The sequence below is a fragment of the Hymenobacter sp. BT18 genome (genome assembly GCF_012273015.1).
GTDB lineage: Bacteria > Bacteroidota > Bacteroidia > Cytophagales > Hymenobacteraceae > Hymenobacter > Hymenobacter lutimineralis.
This window is the reverse complement of record NZ_CP050954.1, coordinates 1188998-1209778: the sequence shown is the minus strand read 5'-3', so window position 1 is coordinate 1209778 and position 20781 is coordinate 1188998. Positions and strand designations below refer to the sequence as shown.

Here is a 20781-nt window from a genome sequence, read left to right as displayed (position 1 = left end):
CTTACTAGCTACTACACAAGACGATGGCAACCATCACAAAATACACTTGCGGGGCCTGGCTACTCACGCTGGGGCTGCTCAGCAGCTGTGGTAAAGACTTCCTGTCGGAGGCTCCCAACGACAGCGTGACCGAAGCAAACTTCTACAAAACCGAGACGGATGCCATTCAGGCCACCAACGCGGCCTACGGCGAGCTGCTGACGACGGGGCAGTACAACGCGGCCCTCTGGGGATTTGGCGACATTATGTCGGACCTGTCTACCACGGGTGGGGGCGGCGGCCAGGACGGTTTCGAGTACCAGCAGCTGGATAACTTCAACATTGCCACCACCAACCCGCTGGTTAACCGCCTCTGGGGCTCCTGCTTCGTAGGCATCGGCCGCGCCAACATCGTGCTGGAAAAAGTGCCGGCTATAACCGCCATTAATCCGGCCGTTCAGCAGCGCTGCCTCGGCGAGGCCGCTTTCCTGCGGGCCAAGTACTACTTCGACCTGGTACGTCTCTACGGGGATGTGCCCCTGTTGACCAAGCTGCCCAAAACGCTGGCCGAGGTAAACATTCCGCGTACGCCGGTAGATCAGGTATACGCCCAGATCGAAGCCGATCTGAAGGACGCCATTACCAAGCTGCCGCCCTCGCACAGCGCCGCGGACATCGGCCGCGCCACCAAATGGTCGGCTACGGGGCTGCTGGCGAAGGTATACCTGACGCGCGGCAAGCTGGCCGACGCGGCCACGCAGGCCCGCTCCGTCATCAACTCCAGCGGCAAAACGCTGTGGGACAACTACGGTGATAACTTCAAGGTAGCCAACGAGAACGGCAAGGAGTCGTTGTTTGAGGCGCAGTTTATCTCGGGTCTCAACCAGTGGACCACGGACGGGCCCGGTTTCAGTGGCAATGAGTTCTTCGGCCCCCGCGGCCAGGGCATCGTGCCCCAGGGTGGCTACGGCTTCAACATTCCCGAGCCCGAGTTCGTGGCCGGCTACGAGGAAGGCGACCTGCGCCGTGATGTAACTATCTGGAAGCCCGGCGACTCTTACCCAGATGGCCGTAAGCAGCCCAACTCCCTGCCCGGCTCGCCCAATGGCTACGGCCTGAAGAAGTACTTCGTGGGCACCGTCAATACCAACATCTGGGACTCGGAGCTCAACATTCCCATCCTGCGCCTGGCCGAGATGTACCTGATCCTGGCCGAAGGCGTAGGCCCCACCGAGGAAGGCCGCGAAGCCCTGAACAAGGTGCGGCGCCGGGCCTTCGGGCTGCCCATCAATACGCCTAGTAACCGCGACGTGACCACCACCAACCCCGAGGCCTTCACGGCCGCCGTGCGCCGCGAGCGGAAGTACGAGCTGGCGTTTGAGATGGACCGGTGGTTTGATATGAAGCGTACCGGAGAGCTGTTCACCTCGCCCGAGTTGAAGAAGAAAGGCATCAAGTCTTACAACATTGTGATGCCGCTGCCGCTGCAGGAACTGGACGTAAACCCCGGCCTGAAGCAAAACCCTGGTTATTAATTGCTGACTGGCCGGCCCATACCCGTGGGCCGGCTGGCTCCAGCTTCCCTTCATTCTTCTGAATTCCCATGAAACATATAGTACGCGTAGCAATGCTGGGCCTGTTGCTGGCTCCCGCGCTGCTCACCTCCTGTGAAAAGGAAGGCGACGATTATACCCTGGAGGGGGCGGCTCCGCAGGCCAGCTTCACTACCACGGTGAAAACCACGGAGTTTCCTACGGTCGTTACCTTCACCAACACCAGCAAGGATGCCTTCCTCTACCAGTGGGACTTCGGCGACGGCTCGCCCCTGGAAAAAGGGCAGAACGTTACTCACGTCTATAAGCGTCCGGGTACGTACAAAGTAAGCCTGATCACGGCCGGCCGTGGGGGCACGAGCCAGCCGCAAACGGCTAACGTGGTAATTGCGGCCCCTACCAGCCCGGCCTACATTGGGCTGACGAACAGCACCACCACCGGCAACCGGGCCTGGATTCTTTCCAACCAGGCGGGCGCCATCACCAAGTACGCCGCCAACGGTACCACCGTACTTTCGTCTTCCGCGGCAGGCGGCATTCCGGCCTGCCAGGCCGATGATGAGCTGACCTTCACCAGCACCTACGCCTACAGCTACAACGCCGGCGACCAGACCTATGCCGACGGGGCTTGTGGAACGGCCAAGACCGGAACTTCTGACTTCGTGTTCACGCCCATCGGCGCTACCGGCGGCAAAATTACCCTGCAGAAGGAAGGCGCCTTTATTGGCGAGACTACCCCAACCAAGGACCGTTCCTACGAAATCCTGGAAGCGACGGAAACCACGCTGAAGCTGCGCACCGAAAACGCCGACGGTACCTTTACCCAGTACACCTTCCGGCCCCAGCTCTCGGCCCTCGACCGCGTGAAGCTGCTGCTGACGGGCACTACGTCCAAAACGTGGATGCTCCAGAACGACGTGGATGCGCCCATCATCGTGGGTACGGAAGATAACCCGGCGGCCTATTTCCCCGGGGTGAAGAAGGGCGAGTTGCCTACTTGCCAGTCGGACGACGAGTACACTTTCTTCGCCAACGATAAGTTCACCTACAACGCCAAGGACCAGACGTTTGTAGCTGGTCCCTACGAGTGCCAGGCTCCGCGTTCGGGTGGCTCTGACTACACCTTCGGACCCGCCGATGGCAAAGGCATTGCCATGATTGAGTTCAAGAAAGCCGGCACCTTCATTGGCGTGACGGATGCCCCGGACTTGACCTACCGCATCATCTCCATTGACGACACGCACCTCGTGCTCCGGGCTGGCCGTCCCAGCGGAACCGTATTTGAGATGAAACTTGTAGCCAAGCCGTAACGGTTGAGGTCTGCATACGTCATCATTTCCCCTTACCATGAAAAGATCCTCCTTCCCGACTTCCCGAAACCTCTGGGCCGGGGCCAGCCTGCTGCTGGCCCTGGCTACCCAGGCCTGCACCGAAGAAAAAGCCAAGCCAGGCCCGGTAACGCCGCCGCCCCCGGTGGCGGAAACCAACGCCGAAGCCCGCGACTACGCGGCTTACACCGACCTGATCTGGAACGACGAGTTTGATGCCGGCACCCTGGACGAGTCGAAATGGGTGCGGGAGCAGGGGGGCAATGGCTGGGGCAACAACGAGCTGCAGACCTACACCAACACCAATGAAAACTCCTACCTGTTGGATGGGAGCCTGGTCATTGAAGCCAAAAAAACAGGCAGTGGCCCCCGCGACTATACCTCGGCCCGCCTCATCACCAAAGGCAAGAGGGATTTTCAGTTTGGCCGCATTGATGTGCGCGCCAAGCTGCCCAAAGGCCAGGGTATCTGGCCGGCTATCTGGATGCTGGGCTCCAACATCGACCAGGTGCAGTGGCCGACTTGCGGCGAAATTGATATCATGGAGTTGCGGGGCAGCCAACCCAACCAGGTGCTGTCCACTATGCACTACATGAACAGCCAGGGCCGGCACGAGTACAAAAGCAACCAGTGGCAGCAGCTGGCCACCGGCACCTACGCCGACGACTACCACGTGTTCAGCGTGGTGCGCAGCAAAGACCAGATCCGGACGTACATCGACGAGCGGGAAGTGTATAACTTCTCCTCGGGCGCAGCCTCGCCCAACCCCTTCAACAACCCGTTCTTCCTGATCCTGAACGTGGCCGTAGGCGGTAATTTCGATGGTGACCCCAACAGCGCCACCGTATTTCCGCAGAAGATGTATGTGGACTACGTGCGGTTTTATCAGTACAAGGACTCCAAGTAAATCAGTGCGCACCCCGTCGGGTCGGGTGGGAAACAAAGTCCCGACGGGCGGAGCTGCAACCGCGCGGCACTGGTTTGGGCAGCAGCTTGTCTTCGGCACGTGCCGGACAGCTGCTGCCCCTCCGGAGCCCCCCGGCTACGGGCTTATGGGCCCGCAACCCCCACGCAAACAGGGCGCAGTGCCCTGCCTGGCGGCCTATGGCTGCCCTCCAACTGAGACATATCCGGCCGCTAAGCAGTGACCGACGACATACTACCGAATAAGCCGGGCGGAAGCTTTAGCAAGCCGGCCCGCTGGCTCATTTACCAACCACTGTTCACCTTTCTTGCTATGAATGTGCGTGCTGCCTGGGGAATGTGGTGTACGGGGGGCCTGCTGGCCGCCGCGGCGTGCACGTCGCCGGACCCGGTGCGGCCCAAAGGTCTGCCCGGGGGCAGTACGCCGTCCACGGTTGAGTACTCCTTTCAAGAACTGGTCTGGCAGGACGAGTTCGACCAGCCCGGTCTGCCCGATGCCGCCAAATGGGGCTACGATGAGGGCGGCAGCGGCTGGGGCAACAAAGAGCTGCAGTACTATACCAAGGCCCGGGCGGAAAATGCCCGGGTAGAGAACGGCACCCTGGTACTGGAGGCCCGGCGCGAGGCCCTGCACCCTGGCAACGCCTATACCTCCGCCCGGCTGGTGTCATTGGGCGGCGGCAGCCAACTCTACGGCCGCTTTGAAATCAGGGCTCAGCTGCCCGGTGGGCGGGGCATCTGGCCGGCTATCTGGATGCTGCCCGACAACTGGCAGTACGGCAATAAAGGCTGGCCCGACAACGGCGAAATCGACATCATGGAATACGTGGGCTACGACCCTGGCATCGTTCACGCCTCCACGCACTGCAATAAGTACTACTTCCGCACCAACAACCAGAAAACCGCCACCATTCAGGTGCCCGATGCCACCACGGCGTACCACGTGTACGCCGTTGAGTGGACCCCGGAAAAGATTACCGCCTTCGTGGACGACAAGGCCTACTTCACCAGCGCCAACGAGCATTCGGGGTGGGAAGCCTGGCCCTGGGACCAGCCCTTTCACCTCTTGCTAAACGTAGCAGTGGGCGGAGAATGGGGCGGCGCCAAGGGCATAGACGACGCCGCTTTTCCGCAGCGGATGGTAATCGACTACGTGCGCATCTACCGCATGAAAGCCAAGTAAAATTTAGCGGGCAGGGGAGACGCTCCACCCGCTTTTTATCCGCCCCAGCTCAGGTTTCGCCTGGCTGGTTCGGTTCCGGGGCCGGCTTAGCAATGTAAGGGGAGCAAGCCGGCCCTTTAGGAACTCACAAGAATTTCTTACTGGCCAAATGCGGGCCGAGGCAAACTCTTCCTGGTTGGCCGATGCAAATAGTGCCTGTTACCTTTTTCCATCCCACCTTCTTGTATGATGAAAACTTCTACCCGCACCCTTCTGCTCACCAGCCTGCTAGGGCTACTCGGGTCCGCCGCTACGGCGCAAACCCTGTACGACGACTTCGAGCACACCGCTCAGGTGTCTTACCCCACGGTGACGAGTTCTCTCACGACTGTGGACAATCCTGCCAAATCCGCCGCTAATAACAGCGATAAGGTGGGCAAGTACGTGCGGGACGGGGGCGCCGACTACGCCGTTATCGTGCTGCAGCCCAGCGATAACCGCAAGCTGGCGGATGTGACGAGCTACCTTAATGGCTCGAAGAAAATCACGATGAAATTTTACAGCCCGGCCGTGGGCGTGAGCGTGCAACTCGTGCTGCAAGACAAGGCTAAATCGGCTACGGGCTACCCCAACGGCAACCTGGGTGGTACCTTCGACGTCAAAACGACGGTAGCCAACGCCTGGGAAACGCTCACCTTCGTGTACAGCGCCGGCGCCTCCGACCCTTCCGTGAAGGTTACCGACGTAGACCAGCTGGTGATGCTGGTGGCACCCGGCGTCAAGAACGGCGACACTTACCACCTCGACGATTTGATGGGCCCCGAGTTTGCCTCCACCACGCCCACCGAGCCGCAGACACCCGTACTGCTCGATGACTTTGACGCCATGCGCAAAGTGACGTATGCCTACACAGATGGGGCCTACGAGCAAGGCGCCGCCAACCCGGCCAAAGGCACGGGCAACGACAGCGAAAAAGTAGCCAAATACACCCGTAACAAGGATAAAGACTACGACGTCATCGTCATCAACCCCACCGATAACCAGGCCTTTGCCGACGTGAGCGGCTACCTGAGCGGGGCGCAGAAGATTACGCTGAAGTTCTACAGCCCGAAAGCCGGGGTGAAGGTGCAGATGGTGCTGCAGGACAAAGCTAAGTCGGCTACGGGCTACCCCAACGGTAACCTGGGTGGTACCCTCGAAGCCGTGACCACCAAGGCCAACGCCTGGGAAACCCTCACCTTCCAGTACACGGCCGGCGCCTCCGACCCCTCCGTAACGGCAAATGACATCAACCAGATTGTCATGCTGATTGACTACGGCCAGAAAACCGGCGACACGTACTACTTCGACGACCTGCAAGGTCCCGCGCTCAAAACCGCTACGCCTAACCGCGCCGCCCGCCCGGCCGTGGCTACGCTGGCGCCTATGTGGCCGAACCCCGCCAGCCAGCAGAGCCGGCTTGACTACCAACTGGTAAAAGCCAGCACCGTATCGGTGTCGCTCTACGACCTGCAGGGGCGCCGCGTGGCCACCTTGCTGAACAATGCCGTGCGTCCGGCCGGTGCTCATCAACTGCTGGTGCCTACCGCTAAGCTGGCCGCTGGTCTCTACCAGTTGCGCTTGGAAACGGGTGGGCAGGTAACCACTCAAAAGCTGAGCGTGCAGCACTAGTACCGCCCTGCCTGATATATGAGCCTATACCCGGTCGGCGCCGTCGCACCGGTCGGGTATAGGCTATTTTGTGCCCATACTCCGGGCATGCTACTCCTCCTCATTTTTGCTGATTTATGGCCCTGGCTGCTCCCGCTTCCGTTTCTCCTGCTACTACCACCGACCCGGCGGGCTCCTCGCCGCGCTACACCTCGGCCCTGGCTTCGCTGACGGTGCTGTTCTTCATGATGGGCTTCATCACCTGCCTGAACGACATCCTGATTCCCTACCTGAAGGCCATCTTCCAGCTTTCCTACACCCAGGCCAACCTGATCAACCTCTGCTTTTTCGGGGCCTACTTCGTCATGGGTATTCCCGCCGGCAAGGTGGTGCAGCGCCTGGGCTACAAAGGCGGCATGCTGCTGGGCTTTCTCATTGCCGCCCTGGGCTGCTTCCTGTTCTACCCCGCCGCCGACAGCCGCTCCTACGCCCTGTTTCTGGGCGCTTTGTTCGTGCTGGCCACCGGCGTGGTGCTGCTGCAGGTAGCCGGCAACCCCTACGTGGCCATCCTGGGCCGGCCCGAGTCGGCCCCGGCCCGGCTCACACTCACGCAGGCCTTCAACTCGCTGGGCACGACCGTAGCTCCGCTGCTGGGCTCGGCCCTGATTCTCTCCCACCTGCCCGACCTGGACACGGCCCACTCGGCCGCCGCTATTGATGTGCGGGCCGTGCAAACGCCTTACCTGGCCATTGGGGGCGTACTACTGCTGATTAGCGTGCTGCTGGCCTTTCTAAAGCTGCCGCGCATCACCCACGCGCCCACCCAGGAGGCGCCCAACCAGCGGGCCTGGCACTACCGGCACCTGGTGCTGGGCATGGTGGGCATCTTCGTGTACGTGGGTGGGGAAGTGGCCATCGGCTCGCACATCGTCTCCTACCTGCATTTGCCCGACGTGGCGGGCCTCGCCCCTAAGGTGGCCGGCGACAAGGTGACCTACTACTGGGGCGGGGCCATGGTGGGCCGCTTCCTGGGCGCCTACCTGCTCAACAAGGTAAACCCCGGGCGGTTGCTGGCCTTCAATGCCCTGGGGGCCATGGCCCTGGTGCTGCTCTCGCTGAGCACGAGCGGGCCGGTAGCCATGTGGAGCCTGCTGGCCGTGGGGCTGATGAACTCGATCATGTTTGCCACCATCTTCACGCTGGCCGTGGCCGGGCTGGGGCGCCACACGGAGGAAGCCTCGGGCCTGCTGAACGTGGCCATCGTGGGGGGAGCCCTGGTGCCCATGCTCTTCGGGGCCGTGGCCGACGCCAGCTCCCTGCGCCTGGCCCTGCTGCTGCCCGTGCTTTGCTACGCCTACATTCTCTGGTACGGCCTGAAAGGACACGTCAGAACGGCCTAACGCCGGGGCACAGCACCTCTTCTATTGTCTTCTCTGCCTGATGTGGCCGTCATTTCGATGAGCGGCAGCTAAGCGTTCCACCCCACTGATTTATGCTGAATTTTCTAGAGTCGTTTCGTCGTGCGGCGTTTGTATTCTCTCTTGGCCTGTTGAGCTACGGCCCGGCGCAAGCCCAGCAACTGCCGTCCACCGCCGATGCCCGCGTGGAGGCCCTGCTCAAGCAGATGAGCACGGAAGAAAAGCTGGCCCAGCTTTACAACAACGGATTTATGACCACGCCCACCAACGACCGGCTGAAAGTACCGGGCTTTGTGATGGACGATGGCCCCCATGGGGTGCGCTTCGAGCGGGCCTCGTCTTTCCCCACGGGCATGGCCGTGGCGTCTACCTGGGACCGGGCCTTGGCTTACCGCCTTGGGCAAGCCATGGGTGAGGAGTTCTGGGCGTACGGCAAGCATCAGCAGTTAGGGCCCTGCCTCGACATCGTGCAGGACCCGCGCGCCGGCCGCAATGCCGAAGCCGGGGGCGAAGACCCTTTTCTCATCGGGCAGCTGAGCGGCTATACCATCCGCGGCATCCAAACCACTCCGGTTATAGCCACGGCCAAGCACTTCATGATTGAAGGCAAGCAGAGCACGCGCCACACCCGCAACCAGATTTTCACCGACCGCGGCGTGATGGAGCAGTTTGGCTACAACTTCCGCATGGCCGTGCAGGAAGGCGGGCCGCTGAGCGTGATGTCATCTTACAACCTCATCAACGGGGAGCACGCGGCCGAAAGCCCGTACCTGATGAATACGGTGCTGCGCCAGCGCTGGGGCTTTCCGTTCTACGTGGTATCGGACTGGGATGCGGTACATGACAGCCAAAAAGCCATTGTGGCTGGCAACGACATCTGCATGGGCTCCGACGACTATCAGAAGGACTTGCCCGGGCTGGTCGCCAGCGGCAAGGTGCCCATGAGCGTAATCGATGCGGCCGTGCGCAATGTACTGCGCACCAAGATCATGGCCGGGATGCTGGATTTCTACCCTACCTCTTCGCCGGCGCAATCGGCTAACACCGCAGCGCACAAGGAAGTGGCCCTGCAAGGCGCGCGTGAGTCCATTGTGCTGCTGAAGAACACGGGCAACATTCTGCCGTTCAGCAAAGCTGCAGTTAAGCACATTGCCGTTATCGGCCCCAATGCCGATCAGTCGAACCTGAACTGCTTTGGCAGCAGCGAGACGACGCCGGCCTACGCCGTGAGCCTCAAGCAAGGCCTCGACACCAAACTCGGCGCCACCAAGGTGTACTACGCCAAAGGCTGCGACATTAATAGTATCGATACCACAGGCTTCCGCGCCGCTACGGAGTTGGCCCGCCAAGCCGATGTCGTGGTGTTTGCCGGCGGCCTCGACCTGACCCAGGAAGGGGAGGGGTACAACGGCGGCAGCGACCGGGTAAACAACTCCACCACGTTGCCCGGCATGCAGCAGCAGCTGATTCGGGCCCTGGCCCGGGTCAATCCGAATCTGGTGGTGGTGCTGCAAAGCGGGGGCGTGGTGTCGATGCACGAAAGTCTACCGGCTACCAAAGGCCTGCTGTACTCGTTCTACGCTGGGCAGGAAGCCGGTACAGCCCTGGCCGACGTGTTGTTCGGCGACTATAACCCCGCGGGCCGCATGCCCGTGACTATGCCCACCGCCGACGCCCAGCTACCGGAATGGAACGACGATTTCACCGACGACTTCGGCAATGGCTACCGGTGGTTTGATGAGAAAGCCCTGACGCCGGAGTTTGCCTTCGGGGCTGGGCTCAGCTACACCTCCTTCCAGTACACCAACCTCCGCACAGCCAGCAATTCCCTGGTAGCTGGTGCCCCGGTGCAGGTGATGGTAGACGTGCAGAACACCGGCAAAATGGCCGGCGATGAAGTAACCCAGCTCTACCTGACCACGCACAACTCGCCGGTATGGATTCCAAAAAAGGAGCTGAAAGGCTTTGAGCGCGTGGCGCTGGCCCCGGGCGAAAAGAAAACGGTTACGTTCCAGCTCACCGCCGAGGACTTTTACCGCTGGAACGAGCAGCAGAAAGCCTACCAGGTAAATGCCGGCCGCTATACCGTGCGCGTCGGGGGCGCCTCCGACCGGCTGCCCCTAACTCAGGACCTGACGCTGAAAAGCGGTGCCCCCCGGCCCGACCTGAAAGTAACCGAGGTATTCAGCCTGCCGCGCTTCCCCAAGGCTGGGGAGCAAGTACGCTTCTATGCCTTGGTGCGCAACCTCGGCAATGCGCCGGTAACCGGGCAGAAGCTGAACCTGAGCTTCTCCGTCAACAATGCCACTGTGGCCAGCGCGCCGGGTACCAGCGTGACGCTGCAGCCGGGCCAGGCCATGCTGCTGCCGGCTACTCAAAGCACCTGGAAGGCCCCGGCAGTCGGCAAGCTCTCCGTGCAAGCCACCATCGACTCCGACAAGAAGCTGAAGGAATGGCTGGAAGACAACAACGCCTATACCCGTCAGCTGGAAGTGTATTAGCCTGTTTTCCCGCCTCACCGCTCTTGCTTTAGCTGCTCTCGCCTTGGGGCGTGACGGTTAATCCTCCTGCCTATGTTTTCTACCCGTTTTTTCCTGACTACCCTGGGACTTGGGGCCGCGCTGGTGGCCTGTAGCCCCCAACTGGCCAAAACCACTAGTTCCACCGCAACTGCCTACACGGGTCCTACGCCCAACGTGCGGCAGGCCGAAGTATACGTAACGGCCCAAAACACCAACGACCGGCTGGCCCGCAAAGCTCCGGTAAGCTTCGAGCCCAGCGGCCAGCCCGGCGAGAACGTGGCCACGCTGTTCGTAGATTACCGCCGCACGTTTCAGACCATCGTGGGCATTGGCGGGGCTTTCACCGATGCTTCCGCCGAAACATTTTATAAGCTCTCCAAAGCCAAGCAGCGGGAAATTCTTAGCGCCTACTTCGATAAGAGTAAAGGCATCGGCTACTCTCTGGGGCGCACGCACATCAACAGCTGCGACTTCAGCAGCGACATGTACACGTACGTTGCGCCGGGCGACACGGCCCTAACCAGCTTTTCCCTGGCCCACGACGAGAAGTTCCGGCTGCCCTTCATCCGCGAAGCCCTGAAAACCGCCGGCGGCGCCATTACCATGTATGCCTCGCCCTGGAGCCCCCCGGCCTGGATGAAAACCAACGACAACATGCTGCAGGGGGGCAAGCTGCGCCCCGAACACCGCCGGGCCTGGGCCCGCTATTACTCACGCTTCGTTAAGGAATACGAAAAAGCTGGCGTGCCTATTTGGGGCCTCACAGTGCAAAACGAGCCCCTGGCGGTGCAAACCTGGGAGTCGTGTATTTACACGGCCGACGAGGAAGCCAGCTTTGTAAAGAACTTTTTAGGGCCCGAGCTGCGGCGCTCCGGCCTCGACCGGCTCAAGCTCATGATCTGGGACCACAACCGCGGGCCCATGGTGCAGCGCGCCGCGGCCGCCCTCAACGACCCCGAAACGGCCCAGTACGTGTGGGGTACCGCCTTTCACTGGTACATGGATGACAACTACGAGAACGTGCAGCAGGTCCACGATGCCTGGCCCGATAAGCACCTGCTGTTCACGGAGGGCTGCCTGTACCCCTTCGATTTCAGTCGCATCAAGGAGTGGCAGTGGGGCGAGAAGTACGGCGAGTCCATCATCCAGGACCTGAACAACTGGTCGGATGGCTGGACGGACTGGAACATGATTCTGGACGAGAAGGGTGGGCCCAACCACGTGCAGAACTACTGCTACGCCCCCATCATTGCCGACACCCGCACGGGCGACGTGCACTACATGAACTCCTTCTACTACATTGGGCACTTCTCGAAGTTCGTGCGGCCCGGGGCCAAGCGCATCGTATGCTCCTCGTTTAGCGGGCAGCTGCAAGCCACGGCCTTTCTGAATACCGATGGCAACATTGCCGTCGTGGCCATGAACAAGGGAGACAAGGCAGTAGATTTTCAATTGCTGATTGATGGCAAGGCGGCTCGTACCACTTGTCCCGCCCACGGAATCGTGACGATGAGTATCTAGTTGAATTTTGGGTGAGTGCCGCGTACCGAGCCGCTTCTACTGCAATAGAAGCGGCTTTTTTGTGCGCAAACGGCCGTTGCTGCGGGTGTTTCAGGCCCGTGTTGAGGAGCCTATGCAGGAGACTTGGTGCGACAGGCCAAAATGTTATAACCTTCATTAAAGAGCGAGGATATAGGCTCTTACCAATAACTTCCATTACTTTACGAAGTGCGAAGGCCTTGGCGCTAAGCTCTACCTTGCCCGGCGCATAATAAACCAGCCAGCCGCCCACCAATCTCAACTGTCTTTTCTGTCCTAGTCCTTACTACTTGAAGCAATACACAATCGATTGTGAGCCGAGTTTTTTTTATTCTCACAATCGATTGTGTTCATGTTTTCCAATTCCCACACATTTTTCTCATGATGCAGCTTGTACTTCAACCCCCAAAACTCAACGCGACAAATGGCCTAGCTAACCAACACAGTTCCGGCCAGCTGACTCTTTCAAATTCATCTGCTTGGTGGTGTATGGCCAGCAGGGGAGTATTGCTGTGGCTGCTGGTACTGGGCCTGGCGGGCCGGGTAGCAGCGCTGGATGGTGCCTATGGCTCCCACGACCCATCAACCCTCGTGAAAGACGGCAACAAATACTGGATGTTTACCACGGGTGCCGGGATTTATGCGGCCTATTCCACCGACCTGTTCCGCTGGCAAAGCGCGCCGAAAACGGTGTTCCCCATTGGCACCTGGCCCACTTGGATCAACCAAGCGGTGCCTGGGTTTGATGGTACCTTCTGGGCCCCGGATGTGCTGTACATGAACGGGAAGTACTACCTCTACTACTCCTGCTCCACGTTTGGGTCGCCCCGCTCGGCCATTGGGGTGGCTACCAGCCCTACGCTGGACCAAAACTCGCCCTACTACAAATGGACCGACCTGGGGATGGTGGTTTCTTCTGCCACCCAGACGGATATTAACGCCATTGATCCGGCCTTGCTCAAGGACAGTAATGGCCGGGTATATATGACCTACGGCTCGTTTTCCGGCGGAATTGGCGTCGTAGAACTAGATGCAGCCACCGGCCTGAGAAAAGCAGGAGCCCCCATTGTACACGTGGCCGGTGGAAACCGGGCTTCCTGGGAGGCGCCCTATCTGTTCAAAGAAGGCAACTACTACTACCTGGTGGTGAACCGTGGAGCCTGCTGCCAAGGCGTAAATAGCACGTACTTCCTGGTAATGGGCCGTTCTACCAACATCAACGGGCCTTACGTTGATAAAAGCAACGTGGACCTGCGCAGTAATGGTGGCACCCGGCTGCTGGCTACTTCAGGCAAGTACGTAGGCCCTGGCCACTTTGGCCTGCTGCGCGAAAACGGCGCCAACTTCGTGTCCCTGCACTACTACGACCGCAACGACAATGGCAATGCCAAGCTCGACATTGCTAATATGGGCATCAGCTCCGTGGATGGCTGGCCCTTCGTGACGCGCGACTGGGTGGCGGCGGGGCGCTACCGCGTCACCAACCAGAACAGCGGGTTGTCGTGGGATGCCTGGGGCTGCACCGGGGTGCAGGGGCAAGCCATTGCCCAGGGCCAATACAACAACCTTACGTGTCAGAAATGGGATTTTACGCCCGTTGGCGACGGCACCTACAAGATTACCAATGCCCAGGGCGGCCTGGCCGCCGACGTGGTGAACTGCAACGCAGGCAATGGGGCCAAGCTGCAGCTCTGGCCCTACCTGAACAACAACTGCCAGAAATTCAAGATTGAGCGCACGGCAGATGGGGCCTACCTGATGACTTCCCTGACCGGGACGCGGGTGATTGAAGTGCCGGCCGCCTCTACCACGGCGGGCACGCAGTTGGCGCTCTGGGACCAGAACGGAGCCCTGTGCCAGCGCTGGTACATTACCAGTGCCAACACCACGCTGGCGGCGGCTACGGCTCCGGCCCCGACGAATGGAGTGAGCCCCGAGAGTGGCACCCTGCAGTGGAATGGCTCGGCCACTACCTACAATCTGTTGCTGGGCACCTCACCCGCCGACTTGCGCGTGCAGGCTACCGGCCTCACCTCCACCACGTATACTTTGCCCGAAACAAGTGCTCTGGGGCAGTATTTCTGGCGTGTAGACAGCAACACGGGCGGCGTGGTAGCGGCCGGGGACCTGTGGTCGTTTGTGGTCGAAGATAAAGTGCCACCCTTGGCGCTGGCCAAGGACCTAACTGTGGTCCTGAATGCCCAGGGCCAGGCTACCATTGCTGCCGCCGACCTCGACAATGGCAGCCGGGATGCCTATGGTATAGCTTCCCTGAAAGCCAGTCAGACCATTTTCGGCTGCGCAAACCTGGGCCCAAATTCTGTGGTGCTCAGCGTAACCGACGCCAACGGCAACGTAGCTACCGCTACTGCCGTGGTAACCGTGCTGGATCAGCTAGCACCGACGGCCGCCACCAGGAACATCAGCGTACAACTGGTAAACGGCGTGGCCACCATTTCTGGTGCCGATATTGACAATGGCTCAAGTGATGCCTGCGGCATCCAGGCTCTGAGCGTGGAGCCCGCCATCTTCACCTGTGCCAACCTAGGCCCCAATCAGGTAATACTAACTGTGCGCGACGCCAGTGGCAACCAGGCTCAGGCTCCCGCCACCGTCACGGTTACCGGCGAGCTGCCGGTTGCTGCAATTACCGTTACGCCAAACAATGCCACCTACACCGGGGGCGTAGCTACTACGTTATACCTCGGCTATGGCCCCCAGAGCGTAACGCTGACAGCTAGCGGGGGTAGCAGCTACCAATGGAGTCCTGCTGAAGGCTTGAGCAGCGCCACCGTGGCCCAGTCCGTTTTCACGGCTACGAAGCCCGGTACTTATCCGCTCACCGTTACCGCCACCAACCGCTATGGCTGCACGGCTACCGCGAGTGTTACACTCACGGTAGTAGATGCCCGCTGCGGCAACAACAACGAGAAAGTGCTAGTGTGCCACAAAGGGCAGGAACTGTGCGTGGCGGCCAGCGCCGTGGCTCAACACCTTGCCGGGCACCAGGACCAGCTTGGCGGGTGCAACGCCGGGCAGGCCGAAAGCCGCTCTTCCGCCTTACGAGCTGCTCAACCCACATTAGAGCAAGTATTTACGGCGTATCCAAATCCCTTCAACGAGCGTACAACCATTCGTTTCCGCTCCATGCAGAAAGCGCAGGCCCAGGTTCAGGTGTACAATGCGCTGGGCCAGCTGGTAGCTACGCTGTATGATGGCTTAGCGGAGCAAGGCAAGGCGTATGAGGTAGCCTTGGCCGCCCGAAATTTGGGTGCCGGCGTGTATACCTGCCGCCTGCGCCTCGACGGAAAGATGCATACCCAGCGCCTGCTACTGGTAAGATAATCCGGGAAATCTTAGGTAGGTTAAACCCGCAAACACCTTCTCTGCTCTGCGGAGGAGGTGTTTTCTTATCTGCGAAGTCTGAGCTACCCGGGGTGACTGGCTCATAAAAAAAGCCCTGCCCGTTTAATCAGGCAGGGCTTTTTAAAGACTGAGTATTACTCCGCGCTTGGGGCAGCCGGGGCCGACTGCGTTGCTTCGGGGCTGCTGCCCGCCGGCCGGTCGGTGCGCTTGCGGTTGCGGCCCCCGCGCTTGCGGCGGCGCTGGCCTTCGCCGGCTGGCTCGCCTTCGGCGCGTGGTTGTGTCCCGGCAGCTTCGCCTTCGGGACGGGGTGGGCGGGGTGCACGCGGCTCACGCGGTGGACGGGCCTGGCCGGTGCTTTCTTTCCGTTCGCCTTCGGAGCGGGGCTCACGCGGGGGGCGCTGGTAGGGTTGGGCAGGGGCCTGGCCGGCGTCGAGAGCCGCTAGTGCCGCCTCGGCCCGGGCAATGCGGGCCTGCTGGTCGGCGTCGGGCTTATCGCCCCGCTCGGGGCGGGAGCCTTTTTCGCCCCGGCCGCCGGAGCGGCCACCTTCCCCGCGGGGCCCGCGTCCTCCTTCGGGGCGAGGTCCTCGGTCACGCCCGCCGCTGCCACCACTGCCGCCGGAGCGGCCGCCCCGCTCGGGCCGACCACCAATTTTGCCCCGCAGGCCGCTGAAGCGTTTGGGGTCAAACTCGGGCGCTTCACCCAGGCCCAGGCTTTCGGTAATGTTCTGCTTCTCGATTTCGCGCTCAATGAGCTTCTCAATCTTGAGCACACGGTCCTGGTCCTGGTCGCTGATGAAGGTGATGGCCGTGCCTTTGGTGGCGGCGCGGGCGGTGCGCCCAATACGGTGCACGTAATCTTCGGCGGCGCGCGGAATATCGTAGTTCACCACGTGGCTGAGGGAGTCGATGTCAATGCCGCGGCTGAGTACGTCGGTGGCTACCAGAATGGGGAACTGCTTGTTTTTGAAGGCGCGCATGATTTCCTCGCGCTCTTCCTGGGTACGGTCGGAGCTGATGCCGCGGGCCTCCACGCCCAGCTTATTCACGGCCCGTACAATGCCGGCCACGGCCGCTTTCTGGCTCGTAAACAGCACCATGCTCTGCACATCCTGGGTTTTGATGATGTGCTCCAGCAGGTAAATCTTCTGGCGGTCGAAGGCCATGAAGAACTGCTGGTCGATGCCGGCGGCGGGCTTGCTTACGGCCAGACGGATTTCCTCGGGGCTTTGCAGAATCTGCTGGGAGAAGTCGCGGATTTTGTTGGGCATGGTGGCCGAGAACAGCAGCGTCTGGCGGTGCTTGGGCAACTGGCGCACAATGTTCAGGATGTCATCGGAGAAGCCCATGTCCATCATCTTGTCGGCTTCGTCGAGCACCAGGTACTTCAAGTCCTCGAACTTCACGTAGCCCATTTGCATGTGGGCAATGAGGCGGCCGGGCGTGGCAATGATGATGTCGGCCCCGGAGGTAAGGGCGCGCTTCTGCTGCTCCCAGTTTTCGCTTTTGCCGCCGCCATAGATGGCAATGGAGCTGGCTTCCACAAAGTAGCCAAAGCCCGTCACCTGCTCGTCAATCTGGGTGGCCAGCTCGCGGGTGGGCACCAGCACCAGGGTGCTGGTGGTGCCGTGCTTGGCGTGGGAAATCTTATCGAGCAGGGGCAGCAGGTAAGCCGCCGTTTTGCCGGTGCCGGTCTGGGCGCAGGCAATCAGGTCTTTGCCGTCGAGAATCTTGGGAATAGCCTGCTCTTGGATGGGCGTGGCCTGCTGGTAGTTCATGGCATCAATGCCAGCCAGCAGGTCGTCGTGAAGGTTGAATTCGTGAAACGTCAAGGTTCAGCGAGAATTAGGATGATAAATGGCTGACCCTGAGTCTCTGGTCAGCTTGCAGCGGCGCACGGTGGAGGAGCGGAAAGCAGCCGGTGCGGCCAGACCAGCTAAAACAGCCCCGAAAGGCGCCGGTGGTCTGCAACAAAGATACAGGGATTTGCATGTGGACGCACGTGCAGGCTTGGTAGATACGGTTGGGCTGCCAGTGGGCTTATCTGCCGCTCTATCAGGCTAACACACAATCTGCCATATTAGTCGCAGCGTTTTATGCGTTACTTGGCCCGGCTGCCTACTGGAGCCAATGCGCCAACGGCAGTAGCTCCATTCACTTCGTTTGTATTCCTATGCAAAAGTATCTACTCGCCCTGCTGCTGGCTGCGCCGGGGCTGGCATCTGCGCAATCAGCCACTTCGTTCACCATCAAAGGCAAGCTAGGCCCGCTGAGCGCCCCGGCCAAGGTGTATTTGCTGCGAGGAATGACCGTCACGGACTCTGCTACGATTAAAAATGGAGCCTTCGAGCTGAAAGGCACCACCGAAGCGCCTGGTATGGCCGAGCTGATTATGCGGCGCAACGGCCGGCTGGGCAGTTTGTATGGACAGCCGGGCGACCGTACGCGCGTGTACCTGGAGGCCAATCCGGTGTTGGTCACCAGTCCCGATTCGCTCACCCACGCTACCATTGCCGGGGGCCACTAAACAAGGACTACGCGCGGCTCAATGCTTCCCTGAAGCCCATTATTAGCGCTATGCAGGCCTTTGGGGCCGAAATTCAGCAGGCTACCGAGCAGCAACGGCAGGACCCAGCCTTCACGGAGAAGCTGAAGTCCCGCTTTGAAGCCTTCTATAAGCAGATTGCCACGGCCAACTACGCCTTTATTAAAGCTAACCCAAACTCACTCGTTAGCCTGGATGCGCTGCTGGGAATGCAGATGCTGGATTTGCCGCAGTATGCCACCGTGGGCCCGCTTTATGCCGCCCTTAGCCCGGCACTCAAAAACACAGCCCAGGGCCGGGAGTATGGTCAACTGGTGGAAGGGCTGAAAGCCGTAGCCATCGGCGCCACGGCCCCGGACTTCACCCAGCAAACTCCGGATGGCAAAACCGTGTCGTTGCGCGACTACCGGGGTAAGTATGTGCTGGTGGACTTCTGGGCCTCGTGGTGTGGCCCTTGCCGCCAGGAAAACCCCACCGTGGCCCGCGCCTACGCGGCCTATAAGGGCCGCAACTTCGAGGTGCTGGGCGTGTCGCTCGATAGTGAGAAGGACCGCGCCAAGTGGGTGAAAGCCATTGCCGACGATAAGCTGACCTGGACCCAGGTATCGGACCTGCGCGGGTGGGAAAATGCCGCGGCCCGCAGCTACGCCGTGCGCGGTATTCCACAGAACTACCTGATTGACCCCGCGGGCAAGATTGTGGCGGTCAACCTGAAAGGCGAAGCCCTGCAGGCCACGCTGGCCCAGTACATCAAGTAAGCATCACGTGCACTCACCAAAGCCCTGGCACCGTTTTTTGCTTTGGTGAAGCTTACTTCGCTGGCCTTGCGGCGGCCTGCTCCAGAATCTCCAGTTGCCAGCGCAGCTCCTCGGGCCGGACGGGGTAGGGCTGGCCGTGGCGGATAGCCTGGTAAACGGCCTCAAACAGACCAGAGTAGTTGCCGCGCGGGGCCTCCAGCGTGGCGTGGGAAAACTGCCCATCGGCCTCAACCATCGTGAGCTGTCCGGCAGCCTCGGCCGGTTCCCACCCATAGGCCGCATCCGTTGGGCGCATGCCAGCCGCTAGCTGGGCTTCCTGCACGTCGGCGCGCCGCTTCTGGAAGGAGCCCTGCGTGCCGTGCAGCACGTAGGCGGGCACCGGCGCGGCAGCCAGCAAGCTCACCGTTACAAACACCTGCAGGCCGGCGGGGTAGGTGAGGTGGGCAAGGAAATAATCGACTACGCGGGAGCCTGGCCGCTGACTGGCCTGCGCTACGTGTACGTGCTGAGGGCGGCCAAACAAGCTCAGGGCCTCGTCCAGCACGTGGGCGCCCAGGTCGAAGTGGAAGCCGCTAGCGGGCACGGTGGGGTCTTCTTTGAACACCTTGGGGTTGAGGCCGGGCTTGTAACGGTCGAAGCGAAAGTGCGCCTCCGTGAGCTGGCCCAGCCGCCCGCTTTCCACCACTTGCCGCACCAGTTGAAAGTCGGCATCCCAGCGGCGGTTTTGGTAGGCCAGCAGCTGCTTGCCCTGCTCGGAGGCCAGGGCCAACAGCTCGTCCAACTCGGCTACCGTAGCCGTAACGGGTTTTTCCAACAGCACGTGCTTACCAGCCTGCAGGGCCTGCCGGGCCAAGTCGAAGTGGGTGTCGTTGGGCGTGTTCACGACGACCAGCTCCAGCGTCTCATCCGCCAGCAGCTCGGCCACACTGTCGTAGCTGCGCACCTCGGGGTAGCGGGACGCGGCTTCTTTGCGGGTGCGCTCTACCACGGCCTGCAGCCGGAAGTTGGGGGCCGTCAGGAAAGGAGCGTGGAATACGCGCCCTGACATACCGTAGGCCAGTAGGCCAGTAGCAATAGGAGAGGACATAGGAGGCAGGGGTAAGACGTCTGAGGGCTTGTGGGCTGTGCGGCTAGTGCTTTCTTCGCAAAGGAAATCAACGCACCGCCGCAAATATGCGTCTCTAAGGAGCCCGGCCAATCATTTCTTTTCCAAACGCCCTAACCTCCGCGCCCATGCTCGACCGTTTTTCCGATCAGGCCAGCCTCTACGCCCGCTACCGCATCGACTACCCGGCGGCATTGTATGAGTGGCTGCTACCGCGCGTTTCGGGCCGGGCCCACGCCTGGGACTGTGCTACCGGCAACGGGCAGGTGGCCGTGGTGCTGGCCCGCCACTTTGCGCACGTCACCGCCACCGACATCAGCGCGGCCCAGCTGGCCGAAGCGCCCCGGCTGCCCAATATCACCTACCAGCTGGCTCCGGCCGAGCAGTCGGCCCTGCCCACGCAGTCGGTGGACGTGGTGACGGTGGGGCAGGCGGTACATTGGTTTGAGCCCGAGGCATTCAACCAGGAAGTGCGCCGCGTGCTGCGCCCCGGCGGTGTAGTAGCTGAGTGGGGCTACGGCCTAGTGCAGGTTAGGGCCGACTTGGACCCGCTCATCCGCCGATTCTACGCCGAAACCATGCGCCCGTACTGGGACGAAAACCGCTGGCACATCGACGACGAGTACGCCCGCCTGCCTTTTCCCTTCGCCGCCGTGGAGTACGCGCATTTCACGGAGTCCCGCCGCTGGACGGCCGAGCACTTCCTGAACTACCTGCGCACCTGGTCGAGCGTGGTGAAGTACCAAAAGCAGCACGGGCAGGACGCCGTACTGCTCCTGGCCGACGACCTGACGCGGATCTGGGGGGAAGAAGAGCGAGAAGTACGGTTTCCGGTGTTCGTGCGGCTGGGGCGCGTAGAGTAGGGCCGGTAACTGCATACTGAAACACTAGCCGGAGCCTACATCAAAACGAAATTCCGAAGGGGTACCTACCTT

Annotated in this window: 14 protein-coding genes; 12 read left to right on the top strand and 2 right to left on the bottom strand. The window is 61.0% G+C overall.

Annotated elements, in window-relative coordinates:
- Positions 1-23: 23 nt before the first annotated feature.
- From HER32_RS04995 to HER32_RS04955, 9 genes are all read left to right on the top strand, one after another.
- A complete protein-coding gene (locus HER32_RS04995) occupies positions 24-1514 on the top strand; it encodes a RagB/SusD family nutrient uptake outer membrane protein (protein ID WP_168680983.1) in 1491 nt (496 codons plus the stop codon).
- A 68-nt stretch (positions 1515-1582) separates the two neighbouring features.
- Positions 1583-2842 (top strand): PKD domain-containing protein, encoded by a 1260-nt coding sequence (locus tag HER32_RS04990; RefSeq protein ID WP_168680981.1) that lies wholly within the window; start codon positions 1583-1585, stop codon positions 2840-2842.
- 37 nt (positions 2843-2879) lie between these two features.
- Positions 2880-3767: a family 16 glycosylhydrolase gene (locus HER32_RS04985; RefSeq protein WP_168680979.1), complete on the top strand. Its 888-nt coding sequence runs from the start codon at positions 2880-2882 to the stop codon at positions 3765-3767.
- 330 nt (positions 3768-4097) lie between these two features.
- Positions 4098-4967, top strand: coding sequence for a family 16 glycosylhydrolase (locus HER32_RS04980; RefSeq protein WP_232066387.1), 870 nt, complete (start codon positions 4098-4100; stop codon positions 4965-4967).
- A gap of 225 nt (positions 4968-5192) precedes the next feature.
- Complete coding sequence (locus tag HER32_RS04975) at positions 5193-6617, top strand: T9SS type A sorting domain-containing protein (protein WP_168680978.1); 1425 nt, start codon at positions 5193-5195, stop codon at positions 6615-6617.
- A 116-nt stretch (positions 6618-6733) separates the two neighbouring features.
- The gene (locus HER32_RS04970) at positions 6734-7996 is read left to right on the top strand and encodes a sugar MFS transporter (RefSeq protein WP_168680976.1); all 1263 of its coding nucleotides are present in this window, start codon (positions 6734-6736) and stop codon (positions 7994-7996) included.
- Positions 7997-8088: 92 nt separating this feature from the next.
- Positions 8089-10515: a glycoside hydrolase family 3 C-terminal domain-containing protein gene (locus HER32_RS04965; RefSeq protein ID WP_149071926.1), complete on the top strand. Its 2427-nt coding sequence runs from the start codon at positions 8089-8091 to the stop codon at positions 10513-10515.
- A gap of 72 nt (positions 10516-10587) precedes the next feature.
- On the top strand, positions 10588-12057 hold the full coding sequence (locus HER32_RS04960) for a glycoside hydrolase family 30 protein (protein WP_168680975.1): 1470 nt from the start codon (positions 10588-10590) through the stop codon (positions 12055-12057).
- Between the two features lie 507 nt (positions 12058-12564).
- A complete protein-coding gene (locus HER32_RS04955; RefSeq protein WP_168680974.1) occupies positions 12565-15420 on the top strand; it encodes a family 43 glycosylhydrolase in 2856 nt (951 codons plus the stop codon).
- Positions 15421-15575: 155 nt separating this feature from the next.
- Here the strand turns inward: HER32_RS04955 and HER32_RS04950 are convergent, their stop codons facing one another.
- Positions 15576-17216 carry a DEAD/DEAH box helicase gene (locus tag HER32_RS04950; RefSeq protein ID WP_232066469.1) on the bottom strand — a complete coding sequence of 547 codons (1641 nt, stop codon included), beginning with the start codon at positions 17214-17216 and terminating at the stop codon, positions 15576-15578.
- A 395-nt stretch (positions 17217-17611) separates the two neighbouring features.
- Here HER32_RS04950 and HER32_RS04945 point away from each other — a divergent pair, with 395 nt between their 5' ends.
- Together HER32_RS04945 and HER32_RS04940 are read left to right on the top strand one after the other, a co-directional pair.
- Positions 17612-17965 carry a DUF4369 domain-containing protein gene (locus HER32_RS04945; protein ID WP_168680972.1) on the top strand — a complete coding sequence of 118 codons (354 nt, stop codon included), beginning with the start codon at positions 17612-17614 and terminating at the stop codon, positions 17963-17965.
- Positions 17966-18015: 50 nt separating this feature from the next.
- Positions 18016-18741 (top strand): peroxiredoxin family protein, encoded by a 726-nt coding sequence (locus tag HER32_RS04940; protein WP_168680971.1) that lies wholly within the window; start codon positions 18016-18018, stop codon positions 18739-18741.
- Positions 18742-18793: 52 nt separating this feature from the next.
- Here the strand turns inward: HER32_RS04940 and HER32_RS04935 are convergent, their stop codons facing one another.
- Complete coding sequence (locus HER32_RS04935) at positions 18794-19828, bottom strand: Gfo/Idh/MocA family oxidoreductase (RefSeq protein WP_168680970.1); 1035 nt, start codon at positions 19826-19828, stop codon at positions 18794-18796.
- Between the two features lie 146 nt (positions 19829-19974).
- On the opposite strand from HER32_RS04935, the gene HER32_RS04930 reads away from it, so the two are divergent.
- Positions 19975-20709: a class I SAM-dependent methyltransferase gene (locus HER32_RS04930; RefSeq protein WP_168680968.1), complete on the top strand. Its 735-nt coding sequence runs from the start codon at positions 19975-19977 to the stop codon at positions 20707-20709.
- Positions 20710-20781: the final 72 nt, after the last annotated feature.

Excerpts from the sequence above, each read along its gene's own strand:
- HER32_RS04975 (WP_168680978.1), top strand. The coding sequence starts at position 5,193 with ATGATGAAAACTTCTACCCGCACCCTTCTGCTCACCAGCCTGCTAGGG.
- HER32_RS04970 (WP_168680976.1), top strand. The coding sequence starts at position 6,734 with ATGGCCCTGGCTGCTCCCGCTTCCGTTTCTCCTGCTACTACCACCGAC.
- HER32_RS04945 (WP_168680972.1), top strand. The coding sequence starts at position 17,612 with ATGCAAAAGTATCTACTCGCCCTGCTGCTGGCTGCGCCGGGGCTGGCA.
- HER32_RS04935 (WP_168680970.1), bottom strand. The coding sequence starts at position 19,828 with ATGTCCTCTCCTATTGCTACTGGCCTACTGGCCTACGGTATGTCAGGG.
- HER32_RS04930 (WP_168680968.1), top strand. The coding sequence starts at position 19,975 with ATGCTCGACCGTTTTTCCGATCAGGCCAGCCTCTACGCCCGCTACCGC.
- HER32_RS04990 (WP_168680981.1), top strand. The coding sequence starts at position 1,583 with ATGAAACATATAGTACGCGTAGCAATGCTGGGCCTGTTGCTGGCTCCC.
- HER32_RS04965 (WP_149071926.1), top strand. The coding sequence starts at position 8,089 with ATGCTGAATTTTCTAGAGTCGTTTCGTCGTGCGGCGTTTGTATTCTCT.
- HER32_RS04980 (WP_232066387.1), top strand. The coding sequence starts at position 4,098 with ATGAATGTGCGTGCTGCCTGGGGAATGTGGTGTACGGGGGGCCTGCTG.
- HER32_RS04950 (WP_232066469.1), bottom strand. The coding sequence starts at position 17,216 with ATGAACTACCAGCAGGCCACGCCCATCCAAGAGCAGGCTATTCCCAAG.
- HER32_RS04985 (WP_168680979.1), top strand. The coding sequence starts at position 2,880 with ATGAAAAGATCCTCCTTCCCGACTTCCCGAAACCTCTGGGCCGGGGCC.
- HER32_RS04955 (WP_168680974.1), top strand. The coding sequence starts at position 12,565 with ATGGCCAGCAGGGGAGTATTGCTGTGGCTGCTGGTACTGGGCCTGGCG.
- HER32_RS04995 (WP_168680983.1), top strand. The coding sequence starts at position 24 with ATGGCAACCATCACAAAATACACTTGCGGGGCCTGGCTACTCACGCTG.
- HER32_RS04960 (WP_168680975.1), top strand. The coding sequence starts at position 10,588 with ATGTTTTCTACCCGTTTTTTCCTGACTACCCTGGGACTTGGGGCCGCG.
- HER32_RS04940 (WP_168680971.1), top strand. The coding sequence starts at position 18,016 with ATGCAGGCCTTTGGGGCCGAAATTCAGCAGGCTACCGAGCAGCAACGG.